This window comes from Lachnotalea sp. AF33-28 (genome assembly GCF_003477885.1).
Taxonomy (GTDB): Bacteria; Bacillota; Clostridia; order Lachnospirales; family Lachnospiraceae; genus AF33-28.
In genome coordinates this window covers 403,351-429,947 of record NZ_QUEE01000001.1, presented here as the reverse complement: position 1 = coordinate 429,947, position 26,597 = coordinate 403,351, and the positions used below count along the sequence as shown (strand labels likewise).

The following is a 26,597-nucleotide window of genomic DNA, read 5'->3' as shown; positions in this document are numbered from 1 at the left end:
GCCTCATATACCCGGGCAATCGCGGGTGCGCCGTCATGGAAGGCCGCTTCCTGCCGGCGGCCGTTTGGATAAAAGAAAAGACCTCTATCATGACATTGCTGCCACAATAAAAGTCTTGCTGTCTCATTTGATACGGATATCTCTCGATATCGGCTGACGGTCTCAAATCCATCCTGCAGGATGTTCTGCTACTCCCTTTGATTGCTTGGTGATATTATAGCATAGCGCATGCTGTTGTCAAGATATTTCTGGGTTTTTATTACCGTTTTGCTACTATTCGTTGCTGTTCACAGTTACTGAAAAATTCCTGCCCTCTCATACGCTGCTTTATCGGCAGCGTGTGAACAGTAACGGATTACATTCGAGGAAAAAAGTGTTGAGATTTTTGAAGGGGCAGATTATAATAGTAATATATCGATGTTCGTTTCAGAACATTATTTTCTGTTTCGTTCTTTGCTGTGGTAACGGCGGCCGGCATATTCTGCCATATTTTTCAATTAACATTAGTTTATGATATGGCAGGAGGAAAGAAGCAGCTCCTGCCATAGGAGGGAGGAGCAGTATGGGGACAGATCAAGAGTCTTATTGCGGGAACAGGATGGATAGTTATGAGGAGAGAAGAAATAAGGTGCGCAGGTTTCAACTGACCAGCGACATATTTTTCTGCAAGGTGCTGGAGGATAAGGAAGCGTGCCAGGAGGTGATCCGGATATTGCTGGGACATCCGTCATTAGTGGTGAAGGACGTTAAAACACAGTATTCGATCCGGAATATTGAGAACCGATCGGTCGTTCTGGATGTGCTGGCCGAGGATACGGACGGCAGGATGGTAAATATTGAGATGCAGGTTTCGGAGGATGAAGACCATCAAAGACGGGCCAGATATTATCAGGCGAGTATGGATATGAGCTTTTTGGAAAAAGGGTGTCCGTATGAGGAACTGCCGGAGCTGTATCTGATATTTATTACGGAGAAGGATTTTCTGAATCAGAAGACGGGGATTAGTTATATAGACAGAGTGGTCAGGGGACAGGGTACGGTAACGGATAACGGAGTGCATGAGGTATATGCGAATCTGACATATGGTTGTGAGGATGAGAAGATTGATGAACTGCTTAGGTATATGAAAAAGTCGGACAGCGATTATCAGACAGAGGTGTTTCCGAATGTGGTGAGGAAAGTGAGATATTTGAAGGAGCAGAAGGAAGGAGTGGAGATTATGTGTAAGATATTGGAAGAGGAAAGGGAGCAGGGGATTAGGATTGGAGTAAAGCAGGGAATGGAGCAAGGAATAACGCTAGGAATAGAGCAAGGTATGGAGAAAGGAATTAGAGCTTTTATCTGTGATAATCGTGAGGAAAATATACCGAGGGAACGTGTGCAGGAGAAACTGCAGAAGCGCTTTGAACTGTCGGAGGAAGAGGCAAAGAAGTGGCTTAGGAAGTACTGGGGGTGAGAAGGGAGATGAAAAGAGCTACTTAGTTCAGTTCTATATGGCATTTCTGCGGGTATCCAAATTGCGGTAACAGTTCAGACGGCGGGAAAAATAGTGTAATGTTTTCAGATGTAAGCTGCTGTAACGGGCGGCAGAAAGCGAGGGAAAGGTATGAAATTTCTTGTAAAATCGCAGCGGATCTATACGGAGAGGGGGTGCTTGAGCGGGGCTTTTCTGGTAGAAGACGGAATAATCAGGGCCATCTACACGGATGAAAACCTGCCCGATACGCAAGGGATGCAAATCCGGGATTACGGGAGGCAGCGTATTATTCCAGGCATCATCGAAATGCATGTGCATGGTTATAAAGGCTGGCACGCCATGTCTCCGGACAAAGAAGAAATCAAAAAACTGGGCAGGGCCCTGACTACCTGCGGTGTGACTGCGTTTCTTCCCACCAACCATCTGACTCCCAGGCTGTTGGAGAATACTGCGGCGATTGCCGATGCCTGCGAGGAGCCACGGGTGGGTGCCCGCATCCTGGGTATCCATATGGAGGGACCGTTTATTTCGCCGAAAGTGCTCGGCTCCGTAGATCCTGCTGAAATCTGTGCACCGGACCTGGAGCGGATGAAGAAATGGGTGGAGATATCTAAAGGCCATATCGTGACTGTAACGATGGCGCCTGAGATTCCGGGCAACCTGGAAATACTTGATTATCTGGTACAAAACGGCATTAACCCCTGTATCGGGCACAGCTGGGCCACTTACGGGGAATGCGAAACAGCTATCGACCGCGGTGCCGTTATCACTCAGAAGACCGGTAACTGTATGCGCATGATCCATCAGCGCGAAGTCGGCGTGGTGGGCGCGGCCCTGCTGGATAAGCGCATTTATAACGAGCTGAACTCTGACTGCGCGCACACCTCGGCGGAATTTTTAAGGATCTGCTATGAGATGAAGGGGCCCCAAAGGCTCTGCCTGGTAGCGGATGCAGGCAAGATGTCCGGCCTGAAAACCGGTCTCTACCATCTCCCCGCCGATAATGAATGCGGCTATGAGAAATATGAGGTGGGTACCGACGGACTGCTGCACATCGCGGACGGTACTATAGACGGCAGCGCGCTGCATATCCTCTATGGTATCCAAAACTGGGTGGAACGGCTTGGCATCCCTATGGAAGAGGCGGTGCAGATGGCATCCCTGAACCCGGCGAAGGTCTGCCATGTAAGCGGAAAGAAGGGTTCTATTAAAGAACACAAGGATGCGGATTATGTGGTGATCGATGATGATTACCGGGTGATCGAGACGGTGGTGGAAGGCGTTACGGAATATACGCCTGATGTCGGATGCGGGTATGATAATCTCGAATGCTATGAGTATCTGGTGGAAGAATACTGATAGTGATAAGTATAAAGACGGTGGACCGGCTAAATCATCGGTTCACCGTCTTTATAGTATGCCCGCCGTGCGTGCTCTAACAAGTATTACCGGAAGATATTTTCAAAAACAGGGGTGTTTCCTTCAATTTCAATTTTTATAACAATAATATTGTCATTTATAAACTCGACCGGCATGTCAATCACCAGATCATGGCACATGGAAGCCTCAGACCATGTGACTTCGTATGAGAGCGCTTCGCCTGTCCTTAACAGTGTCACCGCTTTAATGGGGTTAGAGATACAGCTAAGAAACAGTTTGTCAGGAACAGACAGACAGCAATAATACATTACTCCAGGTTTTGAAGTAAATAAACCTTCGGACAGATCATAGGGGTAAGGATTCATGGCAGCAGCGCCATAGACTGCTTCACTGTTTTGAGTAAGGAAAGCTCCCAGTTCCTTAAGCACTCTAACACTTTCTTCAGGAATATTTCCCAGAGCATCGGGACCTACATTCAGAAGGTAATTACCGCCCCTGCTGACTATTTTAAGTAAAATACGTAACAGCTCATCTGAAGTTTTCCATTTCCGATCTCCTGCTTTATACCCCCATGTATCATTTATCGTACCCGGCATTTCCCATGGTTTACTGCAGGCCGTCAGCGGAATTTTGTTATCGCCAACTGTAATGTAATCCCCCATCCCATGACCAATGCGGCCACTGATAATACATTCAGGCTGAAGCATTTTTACATAATCACGTATTTCCCTGCAATATGTGCTGTCAATGCAGCCGGGCATATCGAACCACAAGGCGCCTATGTTTCCATAATTCGAGAGGAGCTCTTTCAATTGGGGTTTCACTTTTTTGTCAAGATATCTTCGGAATGATATATTTTTTTCCTGTACCAGGGACAGCTGATCAAGTGGTATATCATCACGGAAAGCATCCGGCTCGTGCCAGTCTAACACGTGTGAATAGTATAAACATAATCTTATTCCGTATTTCTTGCAGCTTTTTGCAAGTTCAGCTACAGGATCTCTGCCGAAAGGTGTTGCATCTGTAATGTTGTAAGGGTCTGATGAATGGAACATAGCAAAACCGTCATGATGTTTGGCGGTAAATACAATATATTTCATTCCGGATTCATATGCCGTTTTTACCCAAAGATCGGAATTAAATTCTGATGGACAGAAGGTGGAAGCAATCTCTTCATACTCTTTGACCGGTATATTTAAACGATGCATAATCCACTCGCTGTTGCCTTTAACGGTTCTTCCTTTCCATGTACCTGCCAGCAACGCATAGACTCCCCAGTGAATGAACATACCAAATTTGGCATCAAGCCACCAGTTCATAGTATTGTTTTTCATAAATACCTCCTTTAACTGTCATCCTTTGAATGCGATAAACAGTCCCATAATCATCATAAAGCCATATACAAATTTCCCCATCTGGTCCTGAGATAATTTCTTGAAAACCTTTGCTCCGGCTAGTCCGCCAAGAAGCATACCTGCGATAGAAATAACACAGAACTTTAACACTGCATCTGATAATGCGCCATTCCATATTCTTGCGGCTGTATTGCTAAGTCCGGATAAAAGAAAGAAAAACTGTATTGTAGATAAATATTCTTCCTTGTTTTTGGTGGCTGCCATCATGTACATAACAGCGGGCGGACCGCCCATACCGAATAGACCATTGGCAATTCCGCTGATGATACCTGTTATGATACCGGTAAATATATTAGCCTTGATTTTTATTCTATTATTGAAAAAAAGAAGATAGAGAGCAATAAAGATTAAGAATATGCCTAACATACGCTTGTATTCCACAAGAGGCCGTGCAGACATAATTGAGATAGCAACCCAGCCTGATAAAACAGATATTACAAGCGGTACTGCAAGTACGCGATAACGAATGTGATGTCTCATCTTCAGAGACAATACTATGGACTGAAGGTTGCCTACCACTCCGGAAACTGTGGTAGCAGCAACCGGTGTCATCAGCATGGGGAGAGTGGCCATAGACACCACCGAATAACCAAAACCGCTGATGGATTGTAGAAAGCCCGATGAACAGGCAATTATAAAAATAAGTATATTAAGCAGCATATTCAGTTCCTTTCCGGCAGAATACGGTTAGTTTATCTGTGATTCATGGATCTGCCATTCTTGCAATATAATCTTATAGCTGTGAAGCATTTGACTGTTCTCAATAGTGATTCTGCCATCGTTAACGGTTACCCAGGGCATTTGAAGCTTTTTCCAGTCAGCCAGGAACACAAGCGGAATGCGCATACTCTGCCGCAGAGGAGATATATGCAGTTCATGTGTAAAATTGTTGATTTGTAGCCGTAGAGAAGCATTTAGTACACCGACGGAGGTGAGTCCCCTGGGATAATACCACAGAGCATTTTCTCCAAAGGTATCAATATACAGATTCAGATTTTCACCGGTGTTCATAATTTTCTGGAATTCCCAATAGCGATCCACATTATCCAGCATATCATGACCAAGATAAGAGGCGGTAAAATCTCTCCACATGTTTTGAGAGAACCAGACAGAGCCGGAATCATGGGAATGTTTACAACCAAATTCCGTAGAACAAATTTCATTGGAAACAGCGATGTTCTGTTTCAGCCGGTCTGTATTCAAGTAAGGCATTGCTGTACCGGAAAGGAACGGATAGAGCAACCCGTTTTCCGCATAAATGGAATATGAATCTTTTCCTTCCATGGGACCGGACAGTATCTCATGAGTCAGGAAACGGCGATAGCCATTCTGGCTGGTATCAGTACATACTCCATAATGATCACCTAACCATAGCTCTTTGTCCACACTTACCATAATTTGACGTGAGCGTGATAATGCGGTTTTGGCCTCATCGGTATGTCCGAGATTTTGGGCTATTTCTGCAAAACAGCCAAGGGCGCAGGCGCTTTTGAGAGCGAGATAAGTCTGTTCTCGGGCGTTTTGTATGGCAGGAATGGCATCATCAATTGTATTATCAGTTCCGGTATCGGGAATGCCGTTGCCAGTTGTATCAGCATTCAGTATGCGGTCGGCTAACCGCTTAATAACTTCGTAATGAGAAGCTGCTGTTTCCCAACTGCCCCGGTAGATGCAATAAGTATGCAGCATGAGAAGATAGCAGCAATTTTCTTCTACAATCATGGGATAAGAATACTTTGCGTTACTAATAGAATAGGCTTCTCCCTGATCATGAGCAATATAACCTTTACCGTTTTCGGAAGCAGCCCATTGCTCAAACAAAGTAGGAAGGACTTCGGGAAAAAAGGTATAGTAAAACAGTCCGTTATTATACTCTACATCCATTGTGGAGTTGTACATGCAGTTGCCTTCCCATACGTGATAAGCCTTTTTTCCCTGATTGTTATAAGACCATACAGTGTTCATCTTATAACTCTGAAAGGTGAAAGAGATAAAATCCTTCCAGCTTTGAGATAGAGAAGACTTGCTGATTGCACTGTTAACAAATGCAGTTTGCCGCATATTATCTTCCACAGTGTCCAACGCATAGTCCATCAGGTCATCTATGCAGTCAAAGTAGGAGGTATACAGCAAATTATGGAGAGTACCGTTGACAGAGATGAAATCCCGAATATCACAATAGCCGCAGAGGACAAATTGCGTGTGAAACGGTTCATCTGACAGAATAAAAGGAATCTCAAAAATACCATCTTTTCCGCAATGCCCATCTTTATTGATAAGACGTTCTGTGCAGGGGACTGTTTTTACTTCCGTTCCATCTCTGTATAATTTTAAATGTAGTGTACGAGCAAAATCCCCGAGTACAAAACGGCTGCTGGTTTCCACTTCGTAGGTAAAGTCACAAATGTTGTCCTTAGGTGCTGCATTCAGGTTGCTGCCTTGAAGGCCGAATCTCAGCATGCCCTTTTCTATATTTTTCCTGACGCATACAAGACTATGAGGACGAGAGTTCCGCGAAATCTCAATGTCTGTATAAAAAATAGGAGCTGTATTCATTTTTTCATTTTCAGGACAAAAAGGGCTTGTGAAAGTGATACTTATATCGTATCCCCCTTCTTTGTTGACAGCCCTGTAAGAAACAGAATTCATTTCCAGAGTTTGATAAAAGGCCTGGAAATGATTCGGAAGATCACTGAAAGGAAGATAGCTTCCGGAGATACCTTCTGACTCCACTCCACAGATCAGCTGGTCGCTCTGTTCTAGAAACATGCCAAGGACACCGTGTTTTAAACGTTTGGCTGCAATATCAAATATAAGTGTATATCTGGAACCTAGAGTTGAAAGATTAGTCGAAATCGGATACATTTGCATACTCCTCCCTGTTATTAATTCGCTTTGAGCATAGCACAGGGGTAAAGAAATCAAAAGTTGAAAACCGTTGATATATGGGAAATTAGCTTTATTGCAGCTATTTTACACCTGCCAAAAGGATTTACACTTTCGTCTGACAGGGAGGTTTGTTAGACTGAAGTTAAAGAGGGGCCAGGAGCGCAGGTGGCTCTGGTGAACATTATATTGATATTTCTGCTATTTCTAAATACTTGTATAAGTAATGGATAAAATTGGAAGGTAATTTCGTTGACTGAAAAAATTATCACTGATACAATGTAATACACTTACAAGGAGATAAAGAGTGAAGAAAAATGAGATGCCAAAGATTTATTCAGAATATTTGCTGTCAAATATATTACTGACAATATTGATTGTGGGGCTGCTGGCTGGTATTATTCTTCCTAAATTTTCAGAACAGGAAAGAAAAGAGCAGATCAGGCTGGCGCAGGAGACACTTAACGAGCAGAAAAACTGGATGAATGAAAGAATTCTGGATAGTGAAAAGCTGTGGTATGCTCTGAAACAGGATCCGCAATTTATGGATATATGCAGGCTGAAAACTCCCTACAGTGTAGAAGATACGGAAAAAATCAGATTATTTGTGAATGATTTTACGAAATATCGAATTTTGCAGGATGATTTAGATTCAATTACTGTTTTTCTGGGAAGGACGCAGTTATTCCTAGATACTGGAAATGCAGGAATGGAGCCGGAAATTTTTTATAACAGTCGGTTTGACCAGGCGCAGCAGTCATATGACGATTGGAAAAAAGAAGTGTTACAAAATGAAAGTAGGCTTTCAGTAAAGGAAAAACCTGATGGAAAAGAAAAAAGCTATGTATTATATAATCTGAGTAATCAATTATTATTTGATAATCCGTTACTTTTGATTGTTACATTTTCAGAAAATCCCTTCATCAAAATTTTAAAGCATTCACAGTTCTTCAGGGAAAGTGACTTAATTGTGATAGAAAATAAAGATGAGGTTTTATATTCCACTCTTTCTGAAACACAATTGGCAGAACAGTTGTGTGGTAGGGAGACAGGAGACACAATTCAAATTGATGGTATAAGCCATATAGTAGTAGAGGAAGAAGATGAACTGGTTGCTATGACATACTTATGGCTTATTCCTGAGAATGTGATTTATCAGAATGCGGGCAAAAATGTGCAGGCGGTGCTCCTAACAGGAATCATGTTATCTGCCGGTTTTATTATGATGGCGGTTTATTTGGCATATCATAATTCCAAACCGATTTTTGAATTTGTAAAAAAAATTTCTGACAGAAGCGAAGACCCAGAGTCATCACTGTTTTTGGATACAGATAGTATAGATGCGAGCTTGCAAAAGATTGTATGTAAAAATACAATCCTAAAGGAGGAACTCAGCCGATATATTCAGACTTCCAAAATCATCTTTTTTACAAAGCTGCTGAACGGGGTTCCGATGTCTCAGCTGGAAATTACCAGTGTAAATAAACATCTTGGGAATTTCTTGAATTATCAGAAATATTGTGTTGCATTGCTGCAGTTTGATCTGGCAGATTATAAGAACAGTGATGTGTTTCGTATGATGGTAGAAGACATTATCAGGCAGAATGCTCCTCAATACTGCTATGTGATACAGACAGAAATCAATCGATTCTCTGTTATTTTTGCATCCGATAAAGAGGAAACAGAACTGATTGACAGGGGGCTGATTCAGTTAATGGAGGCATTGGACCGTGACAAAACGGCGCAATATACCTGCATATTAAGCCGATACTGTGAAGTGCCGGAGCAACTTTGTACACAGTATCAAAGCTGCTGTCAGCTTTTCGATATGCTGGAATCGCAGGGGACAGCGTTCGCTGAACGATTCATTCACAGTTCAGAAGTTTCAGGATACGGAAGGGGATATTACTATCCTGTCTTTGAAGAACAGAGTCTGATGAACTGTATGTCCGGGCATAAGTATAAGGATGCGGCAGATATACTGAATAGACTGTTTGCTAAGAATTTTAATGCTGAAAATATTGGGGCTAAGGAACGGCAGTATTTTGTTGAAAATGTATGCAGTACATTTCTGCGAACATTGCGTACAGGAGAAGCTTATGGAAGTATGATAGAACGGTACGCAGAGGACAGTATTTATCTGATTCGACATATGCACAGCGGGGATAAAATCCTGAATCAGTTTCTTAAAGTACTTAGGTATATGGAAAACAACACACAGTCAGCCAGCCCTAATAGGGCACGCCAGATCTGTGAAAGAATTGAAGGAATGATTGCTGAAAGATACTTGGAACCTGATTTTTCAATAGTAGAGATCGCGAAAAGCCTGCAATTATCAGAAAACTATATATCCGTCATTTTTCGTCAGAATATTGGGAACAGTATTGCGGCAACAATTGAGAAGGTACGGATGGATAAGGCGGGAGAGCTTGTTAAGGAAACGGGGATATTTATAAAGGAGATTGCACAGAGGACAGGTTATTTGAATCTTAACACTTTTTATAAAGCGTTCAAACGATATTATGGTGTTACCCCTTCAGAATACAGGGAAATGCATCAGAGAGGAGTGTAAAATTACAGGAAAGGAATGATTGCTGAAAGCAATTGGATGAAGGCAATGGATTCTACCGTAAATATTCTGGAAAGGTGGAAACTTTTAGAGCCTTAATCGATGAAAATGAAGCAAAATATATTATGGAACAATTGTTTTATGAAAATTCTAAAAACCTTTTTTTAAATCGAAAATGATAATTAATAAGGGGCATCCTTTTATGGCGATGTCCCTTTTTCATGCCTGCCTGGCCGCAATAGCTGCCTGAATTGTCAGAATTAGTGGAATATAGCGTTTGAGGGTTTAAATGTGTTGGGTTCACGGAAAATACAGGTTTCTTATACTTTATATATGAAATATCTACTTTTCAGAAAAAAAACGGATTGCTACACTTTAGGAGAAAACTACAAACCGGTGATGAATGCAAAAATAACAAATACAAGGAGGGTATGTATGTTAGTAAATCCTAAGGAGCTGCTTAAAGATGCACAACAGAATAATTATGCAATAGCAGGGATAAATGCGACGACATTAGAGGGTATTCAAGCCGTTATAGAAGCGGCAGAAGAAGTAGGAGCGCCAATTATGTTAAGTCATGCACAGGTACATGATCCGTATGCGCCGATAGATACCTTTGGTCCGCTTTTAGCCGCTTTTGCAGAAAAAGCAAAAATTCCAGTAGTGCTGCACCTGGATCATGGAACTCAATATTCCTATATCTTAAAAGCAATCCGTTATGGTTTCAATTCTATTATGTATGATTGCTCTAATCTTCCTGTAGAAGAAAACATTGCAAAAGTAAAGGCTTTTACAGAGTCTGCACATGATTTGGGGATCATTATTGAAGCTGAAGTAGGTATGATGCCAAGTAATATAGTGGGAATGGGAGGCTGTACGGAATACGGAAAAAGCATTGACAATATAGAACAGTATTATACTGATCCGGAGCTGGCTGCGTACTTCTGTAAAGAAACAAAGATTGATATGCTTGCAGCCTCCTTTGGAACGGTGCATGGATTCTTTGTGGAAAAACCGGTGCTGGATTTCGAACGACTGAAAAAAATAGAGGAAGCTTGCGGCATTCCGCTGGTTATGCACGGTACAACAGGTGTAGACCATGTGCAGATAAAGAGAGCAATAGTAGAAGGAGTAAGGAAATTCAATTATTTTACAGGAGTAGCAACCGCCGCCGCTTTACCGGTAGAAGAGAAGATAAAAAATACAAAAGGAACCATATATTATCATGAGATTGCAGAGTGTGCGAAAGAAGCGATGAAGATACAGGCAAAAAATATGCTTACACTTCTTCGCAATACTTAACAAACAGATGAAAAGAGGTGAGAGAAATGGAGAAAAGAAATGTGCTGGCATTTGACCTTGGAGCATCCTCCGGCCGTGCTGTTCTGGGAGTGTACGAGAACAAAAGTATTAAACTGAAAGAAGTTTATAGATTTTTGAACAACCCGGTTAACATGAGAGGTGTTCTCTATTGGGATATTCTCAGACTTTTTCATGAAATAAAGAGAGGAATTTTGGCAGCTAAGTCTGAAGGCGTGATAACCAGTTTGGGAGTGGATACCTGGGGACTGGACTTTGGTCTGCTGGACAGTGAAGGAAGACTTTTGGAAAATCCCGTACATTACCGTGACAGCAGAACCAAGGGCATGAAAAAAGTTTGCGACGAAGTATTGGGCAGTTCTATTTCACTGTTTGAGACAACAGGAATCCAATTCCTTGAATCCAATACGATTTATCAACTGCTGTCCATAGCAAGGGATCGGCCAGCGCTGCTTGAAAATTCGGAAACACTGCTGCTGATGCCGAATCTGATTAACTACATGCTGACAGATCAGATTTATGCAGAGTATTCTATCGCGATGACAACACAACTGGTAGATACGCATACAGGAACCTGGTCCAAGGCAATATTAGATAAACTGGGTATTCCGGAAAAACTGTTCCCGCAAATAATATCATCCGGAAGTATGGCAGGCAAGTTAAGGCCTGATATACAGAAAGAGCTGGAAATAAGCGATATGGATGTCATCGCTGTAGATTCCCATGATTCACAGAGCGCGGTCTTAGCAATACCTGCCAGGGAAAAAGACTTTATCTTTATCAGCTGCGGTACATGGTCCTTTCTGGGAACGGAACTTGATTCGCCTGTTGTGTCTCATAAAGCGGAAGAGTTCAACATGACAAATGAGCGGGGATATCAGAAGAAAGTATCTTTTGCGACTAATATTACGGGTACATGGGTTTTGCAGGAATGTCGAAGACAGTGGAAACAGGAAGGAAAAACCTGTGAATATGCTCAGTTGGAAGAAAGCGCAATGAATTCTATTACATGCGGCTGCTATATAGATACAGATGATGAGAGCTTTCAAAAGGCAGGAAATATGCCGGAGCAAATAAGTCAATACTGCCTGCGGACAAGTCAGCCGATTCCTAAAACAGAGGGAGAGTTTGTCCGGTGTATTTATGAAAGCCTGGCGATGAAGTATCGAGTTGCGATAGAACATATAATGGAATGCACAGGCATTCATTATCCATGTATCTATATGGTGGGCGGCGGTTCCAAAAGCAGTCTATTATGCCAGTTAACAGCCGATATCTGCAAAACAAAGGTGGTCGCAGGCCCGTCTGAGGCAACGGCAATCGGAAATATTATGGTTCAGCTGATTGCTTCCGGAGACGTTAAAGATGTGCAGGAAGGCAGGACAATTATAAGAAATACACAGGATATAAAAGAATTTCAGCCATGCAATTCCAAAGACTGGGATGCGGAATATAAAATATTTATCACAATGATAAATAGGGATCATTAAAAACCAAAGACACAGAAAGGAGTTATTATGCAAAAAAGAAAAGTTGTATTAGGAGTAGCATCAACAAGAAGGGAAATTTTTTCAACAGAAGAGGCGATTCGATATAAAAATCTGCTTCTGGAAAAATTAAAAAATTTTGATGTGGAAATTGTTGATATTGAGGATATTAATGAAGAAGGACTGTTGTTTGAAGAAGAGCATGTGGCGCCTGTCGTTAAAAAATTCAAAGATGCCAATGTAGACGGAATTTTCTGCCCGCATACCAATTTTGGTACGGAATATCTTGTTGCAAAAGTGGCGAAGCAGGTTGGCAAACCGGTATTAATCTGGGGCCCCAGAGATGATGCGCCATTGGAAAACGGGGTAAGAAGCCGTGATACACAGTGTGGACTATTTGCTACGGGAAAGGTGTTAAGGAGATTTCATGTGCCGTTTACATATCTGGTAAACTGCTCTATGGAAGATTCCCGTTTTACCGAGGGACTTTCCGATTTTTTGGCAGTGTGTGCAGTGGTAAAAGCATTCAGGAAAATTCGGATTTTGCAGATTTCTACAAGACCGGCTCCGTTTTGGACTATGATTGTAAATGAAGGAGAACTGCTGGAAAAATTCGGAATAGAGATAGTTCCCCTTAATATGTCAGAATTAATAGGCAAGGTGAAACAGGAAAAAGAGGTAAAAGGCGGTTATTATGCAGAAGCAAAAGAAAAGCTGCAGAGAATTGACTGTTCCGTATTTGATAAGTCAGATGGGTTGGAGACTGTGGCGGCCTTGAACAGTGTGATAAAAAAATATTGTGCGGAGCTGGATTGCTCGGCAGTCTGCATTCAGTGCTGGACACAAATGCAGGAAGAGATTGGTATTATGCCATGTCTGTCAAATGGACTTCTTTTTGAGGAAGGAATTCCCTGCGTTTGTGAAACGGATATTCACGGAGCAATATCTGCCATTATGGTTCAGGAGGCACTTTTATGTACTTCCCCGGTTTTCTTTGCTGATTTGACAGTAAGACATCCCTGCAACGATAACGCAGAACTCTTGTGGCATTGCGGAAATTTCCCCTATACGCTTGCGAAAAAACCAGACGAGGCCAAAGCAGACAGACATTTTGTTTTCCCTACTCATAAACCGGGTACCGCAGATTGGGAACTGAAAAAAGGAGATATTACTGTCTGCAGATTTGATGGAGATAATGGAAATTATTCTTTGTTCCTGGGAGAAGGAAAAGCAGTAGACGGACCAAAAACATTGGGCACATATGTCTGGCTGGAAACACCGGACTGGGAGGCCTGGGAACATAAATTGGTAACCGGCCCCTATGTACATCACTGCGCCTGCGTTTACGGAAAGATCTCGGCTGTATTGTATGAAGCTTGTAAATATATTCCCGGACTTACTCCGGATCCGGTAACGCCCGGCAAAGAAGAAATAGAATATTATTTGATACATGGAACTCCAGAGAAAGAGGATAGGTAATATGGAAATTTATAAAGACAGTATGCAGCCGATTCAATCCAGAGTCGAAGATTTACTTAAACGGATGACGCTCCGGGAAAAAGTGGGTCAGCTGAACCAGAAAATATATGGATGGGAAGGATACAAAATAACGGATTCCGGATTTGAAATAACTGATATATTTCGGGAAGAAGTAGCCTATGGAGACGGTGTGGGGGCAATCTATGCTCCTTTCCGGGCAGACGGATGGAACATAAAGGAATTTCCGGGAGTATCTGCTAAAGACAGCGCAAAAGTGATTAATATGTTGCAGAAATATTTACTGGAACATACCAGACTCGGAATTCCGGCATTAATCAGTGAAGAATGCCCTCACGGACATGAAGCCTTGGATGGTACTTCCATACCTGTCAATGTAGGAATCGGTTCTACATTTAATCCGCAGTTGTATCAGGAAGCGGCAAAATGTATTGCGGCGCAGATCCGTGCAAGAGGATGTACCCTGGGATTGGTGTCATGTCTGGATATATTACAGGAACCCCGTTGGGGAAGGTCAGAGGAATCCTTTGGCGAAGATCCTTATCTGGCAGCCCGCATGTGTGAAAATGTGGTGCGTGGTTTTCAGGGAGAAGATCCGGATGAGCTGAAAAGCAGTAATAAAATAATTGCCGTATTAAAGCATCTGTGCGGTTTTGGAAATCCTATTGGAGCACACAGCGGTATTTGCAGCAATATCGGAGAGCGGGAAATGCGTGAGATCCATCTGCAGGGCATGAAAGCAGGCGTACGTGCCGGAGCGCTGGGATGTATGGCGGCCTATAACGATATTGACGGTGTTCCGTGTCATATGAATGAAAAGCTTCTGAAAGATATTATCCGAGGAGAATATGGTTTCCAGGGAATTGTAATGTCGGATGGCTGTGCCATAGATATGTCAGAGGCACAATATGGCGGTTATGAAAATGCAGGCGCTGCGGCTTTAAATGCCGGTATTGATTTAAATCTCTGGAATCAGTCATTTCTTGCGCTGCAGGACGCGGTGGAACACGGAAAAGTAAAAGAGGATGATATTGATACTGCTGTACGGCATGTTTTGTACGTGAAATTCCTGCTGGGCCTGTTTGAAAATCCATATACTCCGGAAGATTTAGCAGAGAAAGTTTTTGGTGATGACCGTATGAAAGGCATTAATCTGCAGCTGGCGGAGGAATCGGTAGTACTGTTGGAGAACAAAGAACAGCTGCTGCCACTGGGTAAAGATACCGGAACTATAGCAGTGATTGGACCTAATGCTCATGATATATATAATTTGTTAGGTGATTTTACTTCATGGAAGAAGGAAGAGGATGTGTACACCATTCTGGATGGAATACGAGAAGTCTTTAGTGATTCCAGAATTATTTATGAAAAAGGCTGCGGAATCAGAAGCGGAACCAGAGAAGAATTGGAGGCGGCGGTAAAAGCAGCAGAAATGTCAGATGCAGTAATTCTGGCATTAGGCGGCAGCAGTGCTAGAAATCCGGAAGTGGCATATGGAAAGAACGGTGCAGCAGAAATTGTACACTATAATACGGAAGTGGATACAGGAGAAGGCAGGGATATTGCAGAGCTCAATATTGGCCAGGTACAAAGAGAACTGGCGGAAGCGATCTTTAAAGTGGGAAAACCGGTCATTGTTTTAAACATCAGTGGCCGTCCATTCTCGTTGGATTGGGCGAAACCCGCAAATGCGCTGCTTCAGGTCTGGTATCCGGGCGAAATGGGAGGCCTTGCTGTTGCGAGAATTCTTGCTGGTGAGGTTTGTCCGAGCGGACGTTTAAGCGTATCCATTCCTAAAAGTTCAGGTCAGCTGCCAGTTTATTATAACCACAAGGGGCATAGAAATTTTACAGATATGTCACCGGAACCGTCCTATTCCTTTGGATATGGATTGAGCTATAGCACATTTTCCTACACCAATTTAAAGGCAGATCATATCAGTCGAAAAGAGCTGGAAAGAGGAGGGAAAATCAGTGTGACAATAGATGTGACCAATACAGGAACAGTCCCCGCAAAAGAAGCGGTGCTGCTGTATGTAAAGGATATTCAATCTTGTGTCACCAGAAGAGTAAAAGAATTAAAAGGATTTGAGAAGATTTATTTGCTTCCGGGAGAAACAAAAACTGTGAATCTATATCTTGGCATGGAAGAACTGGGAGTGTGGGATCTGCACATGAATTTTGTCATTGAGCAAGGAGAAGTCCTTTTGATGGCAGGAACAGAAGAAACTACAGTGAAAATCAAGTAAGTAGTACAGTGAGGAAAAGATGAGACAGGGAATAGCAAAAAATAAAGATTTTAGAATGAAAAATATGAAAAAGAAATTGAAACAAACATATCAACTATTAATTCTCCTTGCTATACCATTGGTTTGGTTAATTCTTTTTAAATATGGGCCCATGTATGGACTGCTTATGGCTTTTACGGATTACGATATCCAGAAAGGAATCTTAGGAAGCCCATGGGTCGGATTAGATAATTTTAAAAAATTTTTCAGCCATTATCAATGCGGCAGAGTAATTAAAAATACATTAACTTTAAGCTTTTATTATTTAATGGCATCATTTCCGTTTCCCATTATTTTAGCGTTGGCATTAAATTGCTGCAAAAGAAAGAAATTTAGTAAAGTAGTTCAGACAGTCACCTATATGCCTTACTTTATCTCAACTGTAGTGCTTGTCGGTATTATCATGCAGCTCTTAAATCCCAAGATAGGGTTGCTTCCAAATCTGGTTACGGCACTGGGTGGTACACCAAAGGATTTGATGGCAGATAGTAATTGGTTTAGACATATTTATGTATGGAGTGGCGTGTGGCAGAATTGTGGATGGGGGACGATAGTTTATCTTGCGGCATTATCTGCTGTGGATAACGATTTGCACGAAGCTGCTATGCTTGATGGTGCAAGCAGGTTTAAAAGGATGCTTTATATTGATATTCCCTGTATATTGCCGACAGCGTCTATAATGTTAATTTTAAATGCAGGCAATATTATGAATCTGGGATTTGAAAAAGTGTTTTTGCTTCAAAATAATTTAAACAAGGATTCTTCAGAAATCTTAGCTACCTTTACTTATTACATAGGCCTGTCTTCGTCCGTCCCCGATATTCCTCTGGCTACGACTGTTGGTATGTTTAATTCGGTAATTAATTTAATTTTGGTATTATCTGTGAATAAGATTACACAAAAGCTTAGTAAGACAAGTTTGTTCTAATGGTATTGCAAAGAACATAGCAAGGGAGAACAAATATGAAAAATCAATTAGAAACAAAAATACATATGAAAAAATTGAATAGTGACACTTTTTTTTACATTTTCAATAACATATTTTTGTTATTCGCACTTTTAGTCGTAGCAATACCATTATTACATGTGATCAGCGCATCATTCAGCGACGCGAGAGCGGTGTCAGCCGGCAATGTGTTTTTGCTGCCGGTAGATTTTTCGTTGAAAGGATATACTGAGGTCTTCAAGCAGTCTAAAGTCCTGGTGGGATATGGAAATACAATATTTTATACGGTGCTCGGAACTTGTATTAACTTAGTATTTACCGTTATGGCTGCATATCCACTGTCACGTAAAAATCTTCCTTTTAGAAAGATATTTATTATGCTTTTTACTTTTACTATGATATTCAGCGGTGGAATGATTCCGACTTATATGCTTATGAATAATTTAGGGCTTCTGAATTCACGGTTAGTTATGATGCTTCCTAATGCGATTAATATCTTTAATCTGACGATAGCAAAAAATTTCTTTGAGAATAATGTGCCAGAGGAACTGTTTGAAGCGGCCCAAATTGATGGCTGCAATTATTTTAAATTTATAAAAAATATAGTGCTCCCATTGTCCAAACCCATATTAGCCGTCCTTGCATTATACTATGCTGTCGTACATTGGAATGCGTACTTTGATGCATTCCTCTATATAACGGATCCGGATAAGCTTCCTCTATCTATGGCACTTAGGGATATCCTCATTATGAATACCGTTACTGCTGAGAGTATGATGGATGCGAAGGAGATGCTGGCAAAGCAGGGAATGGCAGATTTGTTGAAATATTCGCTTATTGTAGTTTCCAGCGTTCCACTAGTCGCAGCTTATCCGTTTATTTCTAAGCATTTTGCGAAAGGGACTTTAACGGGAGCTGTAAAGGGATAACGTTTATTTATTCTGACACAACAAGGAGATTGAACAGACAGGGGAGTGTAAAATGCGCATATGTGGTGTAAAATAGCAGTCATTTCGGTATTTTTCAATGTTATATGAGAGATTTACACTTTTCTAATTATGACAAAGCGAATAAGATGTACTTGCAGCACGTAATTTTGCAAAGTGGGAGCGGTTTAAAATAATGTGTGAAAATCCGGAGTCATAAACATTGTTTATACCGCAGCCCGATACTAAAACTAATCAGAATTGGAGGGAACGCGATGAGAGCTATGAAAAGGCTAGTAAGATGTATTGCTGTTACAAGTTTGATTGTATCCTTAAGTGCGTGTGGGATTCAAAGCTCAGAAATTACTCAGAAAATTTCGGCAACAGAGACAGCAGATAAGAGTCAAAGCCAGGATACAACTGTGCAGGTATCTGCAAAGGGTGAGTTACCGATTGCATCTGAACCGATTGAGTTGGATGTTGTGGTAAAAAGTAATCCGCAAATATCAGATTATGAGAATAACCTTCTAATCAACTATATGGAAGAGAAAACCGGAATTAAGGCAAATTATATAGTGATTCCTGCAGATGATATTACTCAGAAGATAAATCTGATGTTATCCAGCGGCCAGGATATGCCGGATATCTTTATTTCATGTCTGACATCAGACTTGATTAGTACTTACTCTGAAAAAAATATGTTTGTGCCAATTAATGATTATCTGGAAACACAGAGCGCTTACTTTGAACCCCTCTTGGAGGAAAGAGAACATGCAAGGGAGTCATTAACGCTGCCGGATGGCCGGATTGTTGGTATTCCATATTTCTTACCTGTTGGCGAAAAAGTGGAACAGGCCGAACACAGCGCAATTGGCGGAAAGATGTGGATTAATCAGACATGGTTAGATAATTTGGGGCTGGAAATGCCGACTACTACAGACGAATTTAAGGAAGTCCTGCAGGCATTTAAAGAGAAAGACCCAAACGGAAATGGAAAAATGGATGAAATTCCTCTGATAGGTGCTACAAAAGGCGGATGGGACAGTTTGCCGGAGATATTCCTGTCAAATGCATTTTTACCTTACGATAATGACAACATGTATTATATTGATGATAACGGTAAAGTACAAGCCAGTTATGCACAGGATGAATATAGAGAAGCACTTATATACTTGAATAGTCTGTCAGAAGCCGGACTGCTGGATTCATCCACCTATACCCAGGATAATGCTCAGCTGAAGCAATTGGTGGAAAAGGAAGAAGGTATAGTTGGCTGCTTCCCATCAACGGCATCTTCCATGGCGGTAACACCGGGAACCGATCGGTTTAAAGAATATGTAGCATTGCCGCCGCTAAAAGGTCCGGAAGGAGTGCAGTTGACAAAAACCCGTATTTGGTCAATCGGTACAGGCAGTTACTCCGCAATTACAAGCGCCTGCGAGAATCCTGAAGCGGCATTTAAATGGTTGGACTATTGGTATAGTGAAGATATTTCAATTAGAAATAAATACGGTGTGGAAGGAGTTCACTGGCAAAAGCCGGCAGAGGGGACTATTGGCCTAAATGGAGAAGCAGCTAAAATAGAAATTTTGATTGATCTCTATTCCGGAGATCCTAATAATGTACGGGCAGGCCATAACTTAGGCTGTCCGGACAAGTTTATGAATTATGTGGCAAGATCTGAGGATGAATATGAGCCGGAAAGAGTATTCGCGGAAGCCAGCCAGTTATATTTTCCATATGCTCCCGCTGAGAAGAATTATATGAAATCATACTTCTACAATGTGGAAGACGCTAAAAGAATGAGTGAAGTAAATGCAACTTTAGTTACATATATCGATGAAGCTAGGACCAAATTTATCTTAGGTATTCGTGACATCCATAATGATGATGACTGGAATGATTATATGAAAGAAATAGAAAAAATTGGCTATCAGACAATACTTGATATTATGCAGAATAGAGTAGATATAGCAAGGAAATAAACTTTTATGAAACTTTTACCGATACAGACTCTGTGCTTACGGAATTAAAAATAGTGGACAGACTTGGCTATGTGTCTGCCCACTATTTGAGTCTACAGGCTGTGTCTCTTAACCTGCCGTATGCCGTCCAGCAGCGTCTCCGGCAGTTTCAGTTCACAGCTGCGGATTCCCTCTTCCAGCTGTTCTTCAGTGCGGAACGTGACGATGGGCACCGTCGGAAAATCCTGCGCCATCAGATATGCGAAGGAAACCTCTCCAACGGGCAGCCCGGACTCCCGAATCAGGGACAGGATCGTTTCATTTTCCTCATTGTCGTAGAGCGCGCGGACGGTTGTGCCAATCTGCGTTCCGGCAATCCTCTTGCTCAAATACCCGTGGGCTGCGGAAGTATAGGCCATCGCATTTTTCCCGGTCTGGAGATGGTATTCGTAGGTGGGCATATCCATCATGTTCAGCGTTTTATCCGTCACGGCTTCTGCGTTGATATCGGCCAGGCTCCACATCAGCTGATTGCAGACAAAGCCAGTGAACCCGTTATCGGCCGCCGCCCGATCCGCCTCGCGGATGCGGGGAAGGCTCCAGTTGGAGCATCCGTACCAGCGCAGCTTGCCCTTTGCCCTGGCCTCCTCCAGTACACCCAGCAGATTCCCGGCAGGGATGCCGGCATTGTCTCTATGCAGAAAATAGAGATCGATATAATCGGTCTGCAGCGCCTTAAGGCTCTCATCGATGTCGGTGCGGATATCGTCAGGCGTCACCCTGGAAACGGACATGGTATCCAGCCTGGGATGAGCCCCTTTCGTGCTTAAGATCACATCGTGTCTGCGTCCGGACGATTTCAGAAAACGTCCGATCACATGCTCGCTTTTTGCCTGTTCGCCAGGTTCCCAGTCTCCATAGACGTGGGCGGTATCAATAAAATTAGCTCCTGATTCCAAAAACTGTTCCATCTGTCTGCATGCCTGTTTTTCCGGCATATCGGTGCCGTACTTCACCGTACCAAGACAGATTTTGGATACTTTCAGATCCGTGTTGTTCAATAAAGTGTACTGCATACCTTCTCCTCCTTCAATTTCAGCCTGCGCGCCACATCTTCTGCGAAGCGCCGGATTCTTAAGGGGTGAAGCCTTGAATAGAGATAATAGGGATAAAACGTTCCGTCAAAGGCGTCCTCAATCTGCCGTGCGATGCCGTAGAGCTCATCCAAAGTGCCCTCTGCGGCCTTCAGATCGTCTTCATAGCGCGTCTGTTCCGCATAAACGGTGAGATACATCGCCCTCGTTGTGATATCACAGAACCGGGCAAACAGCACCATGCAGTCAATGGCAGCCTTCATATCCGCAGCAAAGCTGTCCGAAACCCCAAGAGAATTTATATCCAGTATATCATATAAAGCCTCTGTTTGGGAGATCGCTTCTTTCTTTTCGCGGAAAATAAACTCCATATTATCCGGGGTCACAGATACCCTGGAAGATGCGCCCGGATCCCAGTCATCCCTGGAATGAATGACCGTCATTATCTCAAAAGCCTTATCTATGGTATAAGGCGGCTGGTCGCTTTCCAGATATTGATGCCCGCGTATATACGCGGCTTTAGCGAATGCCTCCCAGGATGCCTTCATGAAATCCTTAAGCTTTTTCCAGGCTTCCGGATTGGCCGGAACTTCATTCTTCTGCAGGCAGGAAGCAGTCTTAAGCGGGGAGTACAGACCTTTTGACACCCATCTTCGATAGATTTCATTCGTTTCCGTATCCAGGTCCCAGGTCAGCATGGCACCGGCATAGAGGTTTACCATGCTGGGCGAGCAGTGGACGGAAGCGTCATGCACCAGTTCCCAATCCGTGCGGAACCATGCGCCGGCAGCCCCCTTCTCATAGCAGATTTCCAGCCGTTCCTTCATATCCTCCACCAGACTCATCGGTGATACGCCCATGCCAAAATACTGTCCCCAGGTATCAAACTCTATGTACTCCCTAAGTTTCCCCGTATGCCCGATCTCGGGATTTGTAGGAAATGTGGGATAATAGTCATGGGGCTGAGCTTTCAGAGCGATAATGATATCATCCGACACTTGTTCACAGGCCTGGATCATCAGGCTCTGCTGCTCTGCCGTATAGGCGAAATCCCTCACAATCAGCACCTTCCCCGCAGCGGCGATCGGCCGGTACATTGCGGTGAGCACATTCACATACCAATCCAGATCCCTGGTATTGCGGCAGCGCTCACAGTGGCAGCGGTTAGCCGCAATGGATACCGGGCTCTCCCTGGTGCCCAGACTGACAATCACACCGGATACATCCGGATAGACTAAAAACAGCTCGGTAAACTTGGCGTCCAGAAATTCCGTCCAGAACGGATGGTTCGGACACACTGTCCCATCCGCGTTTCGAAGATCCGGTTTCAGCTCAAAAATTGACTCTACCGTATAGATCTCCTTAATTTCCGGATAAAACCCGATCCCCAGAGCCTTTGCCTTCCGTATAACCCCATTCAGATAATCCCGCTGATACAGCACTCCCTGTCTTCTCACCGGCCATCTTTCCCACATCACATCGTTATCATAATACTTCTCCGGAAACACCATCTGATCCACCAGATCATTCTGATGAAAAATCAGAGCATTTAGCCCTTCCTCCTTCATAAACTCCAGCGCCAGATCCACCTGCGCCATCTGCCACATCCTGGAACTGTGAATCTCATATCCTCTAAACTCAAATTTCCGCATAATACCCTCCAAATTATTAATAATAAAATCCATTTCCAAACTAGTAGCCTTCAAACTCATCCCCAACTGATTATATTCCCCCAACACATACCCCGCCTTCTACGACTTATTTCTCCTCAGGCATATAAGATCGCCGAACATTCGATAACCCAGCCGGGGAGTGGCGGCGGTATCCCTCATAGGGATCCTTTGAAGCCCGCCGGTCCTTACGTCACGTCCTTTGTGACGTTAGTACCGCTGCGCGCTTCACAGAGCGAGAGCGTGTCCCAATGAGGGATACCGCCGCCACTCCCCGGCGGACTTTTCGCACCCCCCATCTTACATGCCCCTTCACCCCTTGAGTCCGGTAGTAGCGATCCCTTCCACAAAATACTTCTGTGCGAAGATATACAGCAGCACCGGCGGCAGCATCGTAACCAACGACATCGCCATCAGCTGGTCCCAGTGCACGGTATCCGCCACATCTAACGACATCCTAAGCGCCAGGGATACCGGATATTTTTTTACACTGTTGATATAGATCAGCGGGTTAAAAAAGTCATTCCATCGCCATACGAACTGAAAGATCGTGACGGAGAACATGGCCGGCTTGGACAGCGGCAGTATGATCCTGGAGAAGATTCCGAAGGCGCCGCAGCCGTCGATTCTGGCCGATTCATCCAGCTCTGTCGGAATTCCGCGTATGAACTGAATCATCATGTAGATAAAGAACGGATAAGTGGCAAACATAGCCGGCACGATAAACGGACGGTAGCTGTCCAGCCAGCCCAGCCGGTTAAAGATCAGATACCTGGGAACGAGAAGCGTCTGTTCCGGCAGGAGGAGCGTGGAAATCACGAGGGCGAACAGCAGCTTTTTTAAAGGAAAGCGAAACCGTGCGAACCCATAGGATACCAGCAGGCTGGAGAATACCGTAAAAAATACGGTGGGAACCACCAGGAGAAAAGTGTTTTTGAAAAATACGAGGTAAGTGTATTTTCCATTTCCCTTCCACCCCTGCACGAAGGAACTGAACTTCCATTCCCTGGGGAAAATGCTTAAGGAAGTGATGATTTCGTTGTTGTCCTTAAAGGCGGATCCAGCGAGCCAGAACAGAGGATAGATCATGATGACTGCCAGCGCGGTTAGGAACAGGTAGTTCAGGAACCTGCCGGCCTTCTTCCATTTTCTCAATTTCATCTTATTTCCCTCCGTCCTGATAGAAAGTCCAGTACGCGGATGATTTAAAAATCAGCGCGGTAAGAATCAAAATGATGACAAACATGATCCAGGAAAGCGCGGATGCGTAGCCCATCTTGAGATAGGTGAACGCGTTGTCGTACAGCATGAGCCCGTAGAGATAGGTCGCTTTTAACGGTCCGCCTTTAGTTATGAGGAAGGGGGCCGCGAATTCCTGAAATGCGTTGATCATCTGCATCACGATATTAAAGAGAATGATGGGCGTGATCATCGGTACGGTGATCTTGAAAAACATCCTCACCCTGCCGGAACCGTCTACCTGGGCGGCCTCGTAGAGTTCCTGCGGTATCTGCTTGAGTGCGGCCAGAAACAGGATCATGGACGAGCCGAACTGCCAGACAGCCAGCAGACTGATGGTGATCAGTGAGATATCGGGGCTTCCCAGCCAGTCTACCGCAGGCATTCCAAGCCTTCCGATCAGCTGATTAATGAATCCGTTTTTATTAAAGAGAAATCTCCATAAAATAGCGATTCCTACGCTGCCGCCCAGGATGGAGGGGAGATAATAGAGCGTTTTAAACACACCGATTCCCTTTACCTTCAGGTTCAGCAGCATCGCGATGAAGAGGGCGAATGTGAGCTTCAGCGGTACGGAGATCAGCACATAGACGACGGTTACCTTGAGGGACTGTATAAATGTCTGATCATGGGTGAATATTTCCTTGAAGTTATACAAACCTATGAATTTATAAGGCTTCAGCATAGACAGGTCCGTAAAGGAATACACAAAAGAGGACAGAAAGGGATAGGCCTGGAATACCAGAAATCCGATGATCCACGGGGAGATAAAAATGAATGCCGCATAATCCCTCTTCCTATACCTTCGGACAGATCTGCCGGTTGATTTCTTCATAATATGTTACCTCGATTTTCCGCAGTGCATAAGCCGCCGCTTATTAAGCCAGAAATGGTCCGGACTGCGGACCATTTCCAAAGCGGGACAAAGAATTTCTTACTGCTTTTTTAACTGTTCCAGCGTATAGACGAGATCGTCGTACAGTTTCTGTCCGGCTTCCTCGGGCGTCAGCTCCTTATATCCGACTTTGTGGGAGTAGTCGCTGATAATCGCTGCGCATTCGGAGTTTAAGGTGGGGCCGTTTTCCGGGCTGCCGCCGTCTGCGAGGGCCTGTTCCAGCATAGAAGAGACTTCCGGAGAGATCAGACCGTCCTCCTCCAATATGGCGCGCGCGTCCTTATTGGCCGGGATTCCTCTGGTGTCACCTGTGATGCGGATGGCCTCCTCGTCGTTCATGAACCAGTTGATGAAAGCCGCCGCCTCTTCCGGATACTTGCAGGCGGTTGGGATGGCCAGCATCATGGTAGGAGCTATGGTAATGGAAGAATCTTTAGCATCATCCGCCACCACCCAGCGCATAGTCCCGATTTTAAAAGGAGAGGCGGAAACGATGGAAGGCAGATTGGAGGCGCTTAAGACCGTCATGCCCCAGCTGCCTTCCAGCCAGTTGGGGATCTGGTCGGCAAATACGGTCTCATATAATACGCTCTCTTCAAAAGGCGGCATAGTGCCTGTCTCCACCAGCTGCAGTACCATATCCATGCATTCCACCAGATCTTCCGGCGTGCAGATCAGTTCATAGCTGTCATTGATCATATTTTCACCGTATTTCTGCTTAATGAGGTCACGGGTGATATAGACCAGCACATCATTGGTCAAAAAGAGCAGATGAGCGTTTTCATCCTGTTCGTTAACTTTGCTGCCGGCAGCCAGCAGATCGTCCCAGTTCCAGTCGTCTGCGGTGGTAAGACCGTATTTTTCGAAGAATTCTGTATTGTAGAGCGCGCCTCTGCCGTTGATGCCGCAGGGCACTCCGATCAGGTAGCCGTCCTGTCCACAGTATTCATTGATGAAATCCGTATCAAAACTGGACAGATCAATTTGATCCGGAAGTTCGTTCATGTTGAGGAAAGGCTTGCCCTGTGCGATCAGATCGCCGATCCATTTGTAATCCACCGAAACGATCTCGGGCTGTGTCCCGCCCGAAAGCTGTGTCAGGAGCTTCTGATAATAGGAGTCAAAGCCCATATATTCATATTCGATGGTGACATGCGGATTTTTTTCCATATAGAGTTCGATGGCCTTTATGGTGGCTTCATGGCGCGTATCTCCTCCCCACCAGGAAAATCTTAAGGTTACCGGCTCCTTCTGTCCTGCGGTACCGGCGGCAGAGGTTTCCTGCGCTTCGGTGGCAGCGGATGTGACAGCTGCCGTGGTAGATTCTCCGGACGCATCCTTTTTGACTGGCTGGCACCCTGCCATCAGGCCGGCAGCCAGCAGAAATGCGCAGAATAAACTGACCGTTCGTTTCATTTTCATATAAACCCTCCTTTTTTAATGTCACCAACCGAAGGTTGATGACCTGCGCACACTTCGGTGTGCTTCTTTTGTACCCTTATCTTAGCATGTGGGACATCGGTAAAACAGTGCGGCCAAATACGA

Annotated in this window: 18 protein-coding genes; 10 read left to right on the top strand and 8 right to left on the bottom strand. The window is 43.9% G+C overall.

What is annotated here, in order from left to right; translation table 11 throughout:
• Positions 1–562 precede the first annotated feature (562 nt).
• The gene (locus DWZ56_RS01735) at positions 563–1,456 is read left to right on the top strand and encodes an Rpn family recombination-promoting nuclease/putative transposase (RefSeq protein ID WP_118554645.1); all 894 of its coding nucleotides are present in this window, start codon (positions 563–565) and stop codon (positions 1,454–1,456) included.
• A 150-nt stretch (positions 1,457–1,606) separates the two neighbouring features.
• Positions 1,607–2,836, top strand: a complete 1,230-nt coding sequence (gene nagA, locus DWZ56_RS01730; protein ID WP_118554644.1) for an N-acetylglucosamine-6-phosphate deacetylase — start codon at positions 1,607–1,609, stop codon at positions 2,834–2,836.
• Between the two features lie 86 nt (positions 2,837–2,922).
• Here the strand turns inward: nagA and DWZ56_RS01725 are convergent, their stop codons facing one another.
• The 3 genes from DWZ56_RS01725 to DWZ56_RS01715 are packed head-to-tail and all read right to left on the bottom strand — an operon-like array spanning position 2,923 to position 7,137.
• Positions 2,923–4,191: an alpha-L-fucosidase gene (locus tag DWZ56_RS01725; protein WP_118554643.1), complete on the bottom strand. Its 1,269-nt coding sequence runs from the start codon at positions 4,189–4,191 to the stop codon at positions 2,923–2,925.
• 18 nt (positions 4,192–4,209) lie between these two features.
• Positions 4,210–4,932 (bottom strand): sulfite exporter TauE/SafE family protein, encoded by a 723-nt coding sequence (locus DWZ56_RS01720; RefSeq protein WP_118554642.1) that lies wholly within the window; start codon positions 4,930–4,932, stop codon positions 4,210–4,212.
• A 27-nt stretch (positions 4,933–4,959) separates the two neighbouring features.
• Positions 4,960–7,137 (bottom strand): glutaminase domain-containing protein, encoded by a 2,178-nt coding sequence (locus tag DWZ56_RS01715; protein ID WP_158584398.1) that lies wholly within the window; start codon positions 7,135–7,137, stop codon positions 4,960–4,962.
• A gap of 328 nt (positions 7,138–7,465) precedes the next feature.
• On the opposite strand from DWZ56_RS01715, the gene DWZ56_RS01710 reads away from it, so the two are divergent.
• From DWZ56_RS01710 to DWZ56_RS01675, 8 genes are all read left to right on the top strand, one after another.
• Positions 7,466–9,730 carry a helix-turn-helix transcriptional regulator gene (locus DWZ56_RS01710; protein ID WP_118554640.1) on the top strand — a complete coding sequence of 755 codons (2,265 nt, stop codon included), beginning with the start codon at positions 7,466–7,468 and terminating at the stop codon, positions 9,728–9,730.
• A gap of 432 nt (positions 9,731–10,162) precedes the next feature.
• Entirely contained in the window at positions 10,163–11,029 is an 867-nt protein-coding gene (locus DWZ56_RS01705; protein ID WP_158584397.1) for a class II fructose-bisphosphate aldolase, read from the top strand.
• Positions 11,030–11,055: 26 nt separating this feature from the next.
• On the top strand, positions 11,056–12,537 hold the full coding sequence (locus DWZ56_RS01700; RefSeq protein ID WP_118554638.1) for a rhamnulokinase: 1,482 nt from the start codon (positions 11,056–11,058) through the stop codon (positions 12,535–12,537).
• A 27-nt stretch (positions 12,538–12,564) separates the two neighbouring features.
• Positions 12,565–14,013, top strand: a complete 1,449-nt coding sequence (locus DWZ56_RS01695) for an L-fucose/L-arabinose isomerase family protein (RefSeq protein WP_118554637.1) — start codon at positions 12,565–12,567, stop codon at positions 14,011–14,013.
• The gene (locus DWZ56_RS01690; protein ID WP_330424815.1) at positions 13,985–16,279 is read left to right on the top strand and encodes a glycoside hydrolase family 3 N-terminal domain-containing protein; all 2,295 of its coding nucleotides are present in this window, start codon (positions 13,985–13,987) and stop codon (positions 16,277–16,279) included. The genes DWZ56_RS01695 and DWZ56_RS01690 overlap by 29 nt, the downstream gene beginning before the upstream one ends.
• A gap of 19 nt (positions 16,280–16,298) precedes the next feature.
• Entirely contained in the window at positions 16,299–17,246 is a 948-nt protein-coding gene (locus DWZ56_RS01685) for an ABC transporter permease (protein ID WP_243095015.1), read from the top strand.
• A gap of 35 nt (positions 17,247–17,281) precedes the next feature.
• Positions 17,282–18,193: a carbohydrate ABC transporter permease gene (locus DWZ56_RS01680; RefSeq protein WP_199679535.1), complete on the top strand. Its 912-nt coding sequence runs from the start codon at positions 17,282–17,284 to the stop codon at positions 18,191–18,193.
• Positions 18,194–18,465: 272 nt separating this feature from the next.
• Complete coding sequence (locus DWZ56_RS01675) at positions 18,466–20,175, top strand: extracellular solute-binding protein (RefSeq protein ID WP_118554635.1); 1,710 nt, start codon at positions 18,466–18,468, stop codon at positions 20,173–20,175.
• A 92-nt stretch (positions 20,176–20,267) separates the two neighbouring features.
• Here the strand turns inward: DWZ56_RS01675 and DWZ56_RS01670 are convergent, their stop codons facing one another.
• The 5 genes from DWZ56_RS01670 to DWZ56_RS01650 form a co-directional block, all read right to left on the bottom strand.
• The gene (locus DWZ56_RS01670) at positions 20,268–21,230 is read right to left on the bottom strand and encodes an aldo/keto reductase (RefSeq protein ID WP_118554634.1); all 963 of its coding nucleotides are present in this window, start codon (positions 21,228–21,230) and stop codon (positions 20,268–20,270) included.
• Positions 21,212–22,900: a hypothetical protein gene (locus tag DWZ56_RS01665; RefSeq protein WP_118554633.1), complete on the bottom strand. Its 1,689-nt coding sequence runs from the start codon at positions 22,898–22,900 to the stop codon at positions 21,212–21,214. The genes DWZ56_RS01670 and DWZ56_RS01665 overlap by 19 nt, the downstream gene beginning before the upstream one ends.
• A 330-nt stretch (positions 22,901–23,230) precedes the next feature.
• A complete protein-coding gene (locus DWZ56_RS01660; protein ID WP_118554632.1) occupies positions 23,231–24,079 on the bottom strand; it encodes a carbohydrate ABC transporter permease in 849 nt (282 codons plus the stop codon).
• Between the two features lies 1 nt (position 24,080).
• Positions 24,081–24,992 (bottom strand): carbohydrate ABC transporter permease, encoded by a 912-nt coding sequence (locus DWZ56_RS01655; protein ID WP_118554631.1) that lies wholly within the window; start codon positions 24,990–24,992, stop codon positions 24,081–24,083.
• Between the two features lie 99 nt (positions 24,993–25,091).
• Positions 25,092–26,474, bottom strand: a complete 1,383-nt coding sequence (locus DWZ56_RS01650) for an ABC transporter substrate-binding protein (RefSeq protein ID WP_118554630.1) — start codon at positions 26,472–26,474, stop codon at positions 25,092–25,094.
• Positions 26,475–26,597 lie beyond the last annotated feature (123 nt).

What these genes read in the sequence shown, in the direction of transcription:
- DWZ56_RS01735 (WP_118554645.1), top strand. Translation starts at nt 563, where the DNA reads ATGGGGACAGATCAAGAGTCTTATTGCGGGAACAGGATGGATAGTTAT.
- nagA (WP_118554644.1), top strand. Translation starts at nt 1,607, where the DNA reads ATGAAATTTCTTGTAAAATCGCAGCGGATCTATACGGAGAGGGGGTGC.
- DWZ56_RS01725 (WP_118554643.1), bottom strand. Translation starts at nt 4,191, where the DNA reads ATGAAAAACAATACTATGAACTGGTGGCTTGATGCCAAATTTGGTATG.
- DWZ56_RS01720 (WP_118554642.1), bottom strand. Translation starts at nt 4,932, where the DNA reads ATGCTGCTTAATATACTTATTTTTATAATTGCCTGTTCATCGGGCTTT.
- DWZ56_RS01715 (WP_158584398.1), bottom strand. Translation starts at nt 7,137, where the DNA reads ATGTATCCGATTTCGACTAATCTTTCAACTCTAGGTTCCAGATATACA.
- DWZ56_RS01705 (WP_158584397.1), top strand. Translation starts at nt 10,163, where the DNA reads ATGTTAGTAAATCCTAAGGAGCTGCTTAAAGATGCACAACAGAATAAT.
- DWZ56_RS01700 (WP_118554638.1), top strand. Translation starts at nt 11,056, where the DNA reads ATGGAGAAAAGAAATGTGCTGGCATTTGACCTTGGAGCATCCTCCGGC.
- DWZ56_RS01695 (WP_118554637.1), top strand. Translation starts at nt 12,565, where the DNA reads ATGCAAAAAAGAAAAGTTGTATTAGGAGTAGCATCAACAAGAAGGGAA.
- DWZ56_RS01690 (WP_330424815.1), top strand. Translation starts at nt 13,985, where the DNA reads ATGGAACTCCAGAGAAAGAGGATAGGTAATATGGAAATTTATAAAGAC.
- DWZ56_RS01685 (WP_243095015.1), top strand. Translation starts at nt 16,299, where the DNA reads ATGAGACAGGGAATAGCAAAAAATAAAGATTTTAGAATGAAAAATATG.
- DWZ56_RS01680 (WP_199679535.1), top strand. Translation starts at nt 17,282, where the DNA reads ATGAAAAATCAATTAGAAACAAAAATACATATGAAAAAATTGAATAGT.
- DWZ56_RS01675 (WP_118554635.1), top strand. Translation starts at nt 18,466, where the DNA reads ATGAGAGCTATGAAAAGGCTAGTAAGATGTATTGCTGTTACAAGTTTG.
- DWZ56_RS01670 (WP_118554634.1), bottom strand. Translation starts at nt 21,230, where the DNA reads ATGCAGTACACTTTATTGAACAACACGGATCTGAAAGTATCCAAAATC.
- DWZ56_RS01665 (WP_118554633.1), bottom strand. Translation starts at nt 22,900, where the DNA reads ATGCGGAAATTTGAGTTTAGAGGATATGAGATTCACAGTTCCAGGATG.
- DWZ56_RS01660 (WP_118554632.1), bottom strand. Translation starts at nt 24,079, where the DNA reads ATGAAATTGAGAAAATGGAAGAAGGCCGGCAGGTTCCTGAACTACCTG.
- DWZ56_RS01655 (WP_118554631.1), bottom strand. Translation starts at nt 24,992, where the DNA reads ATGAAGAAATCAACCGGCAGATCTGTCCGAAGGTATAGGAAGAGGGAT.
- DWZ56_RS01650 (WP_118554630.1), bottom strand. Translation starts at nt 26,474, where the DNA reads ATGAAAATGAAACGAACGGTCAGTTTATTCTGCGCATTTCTGCTGGCT.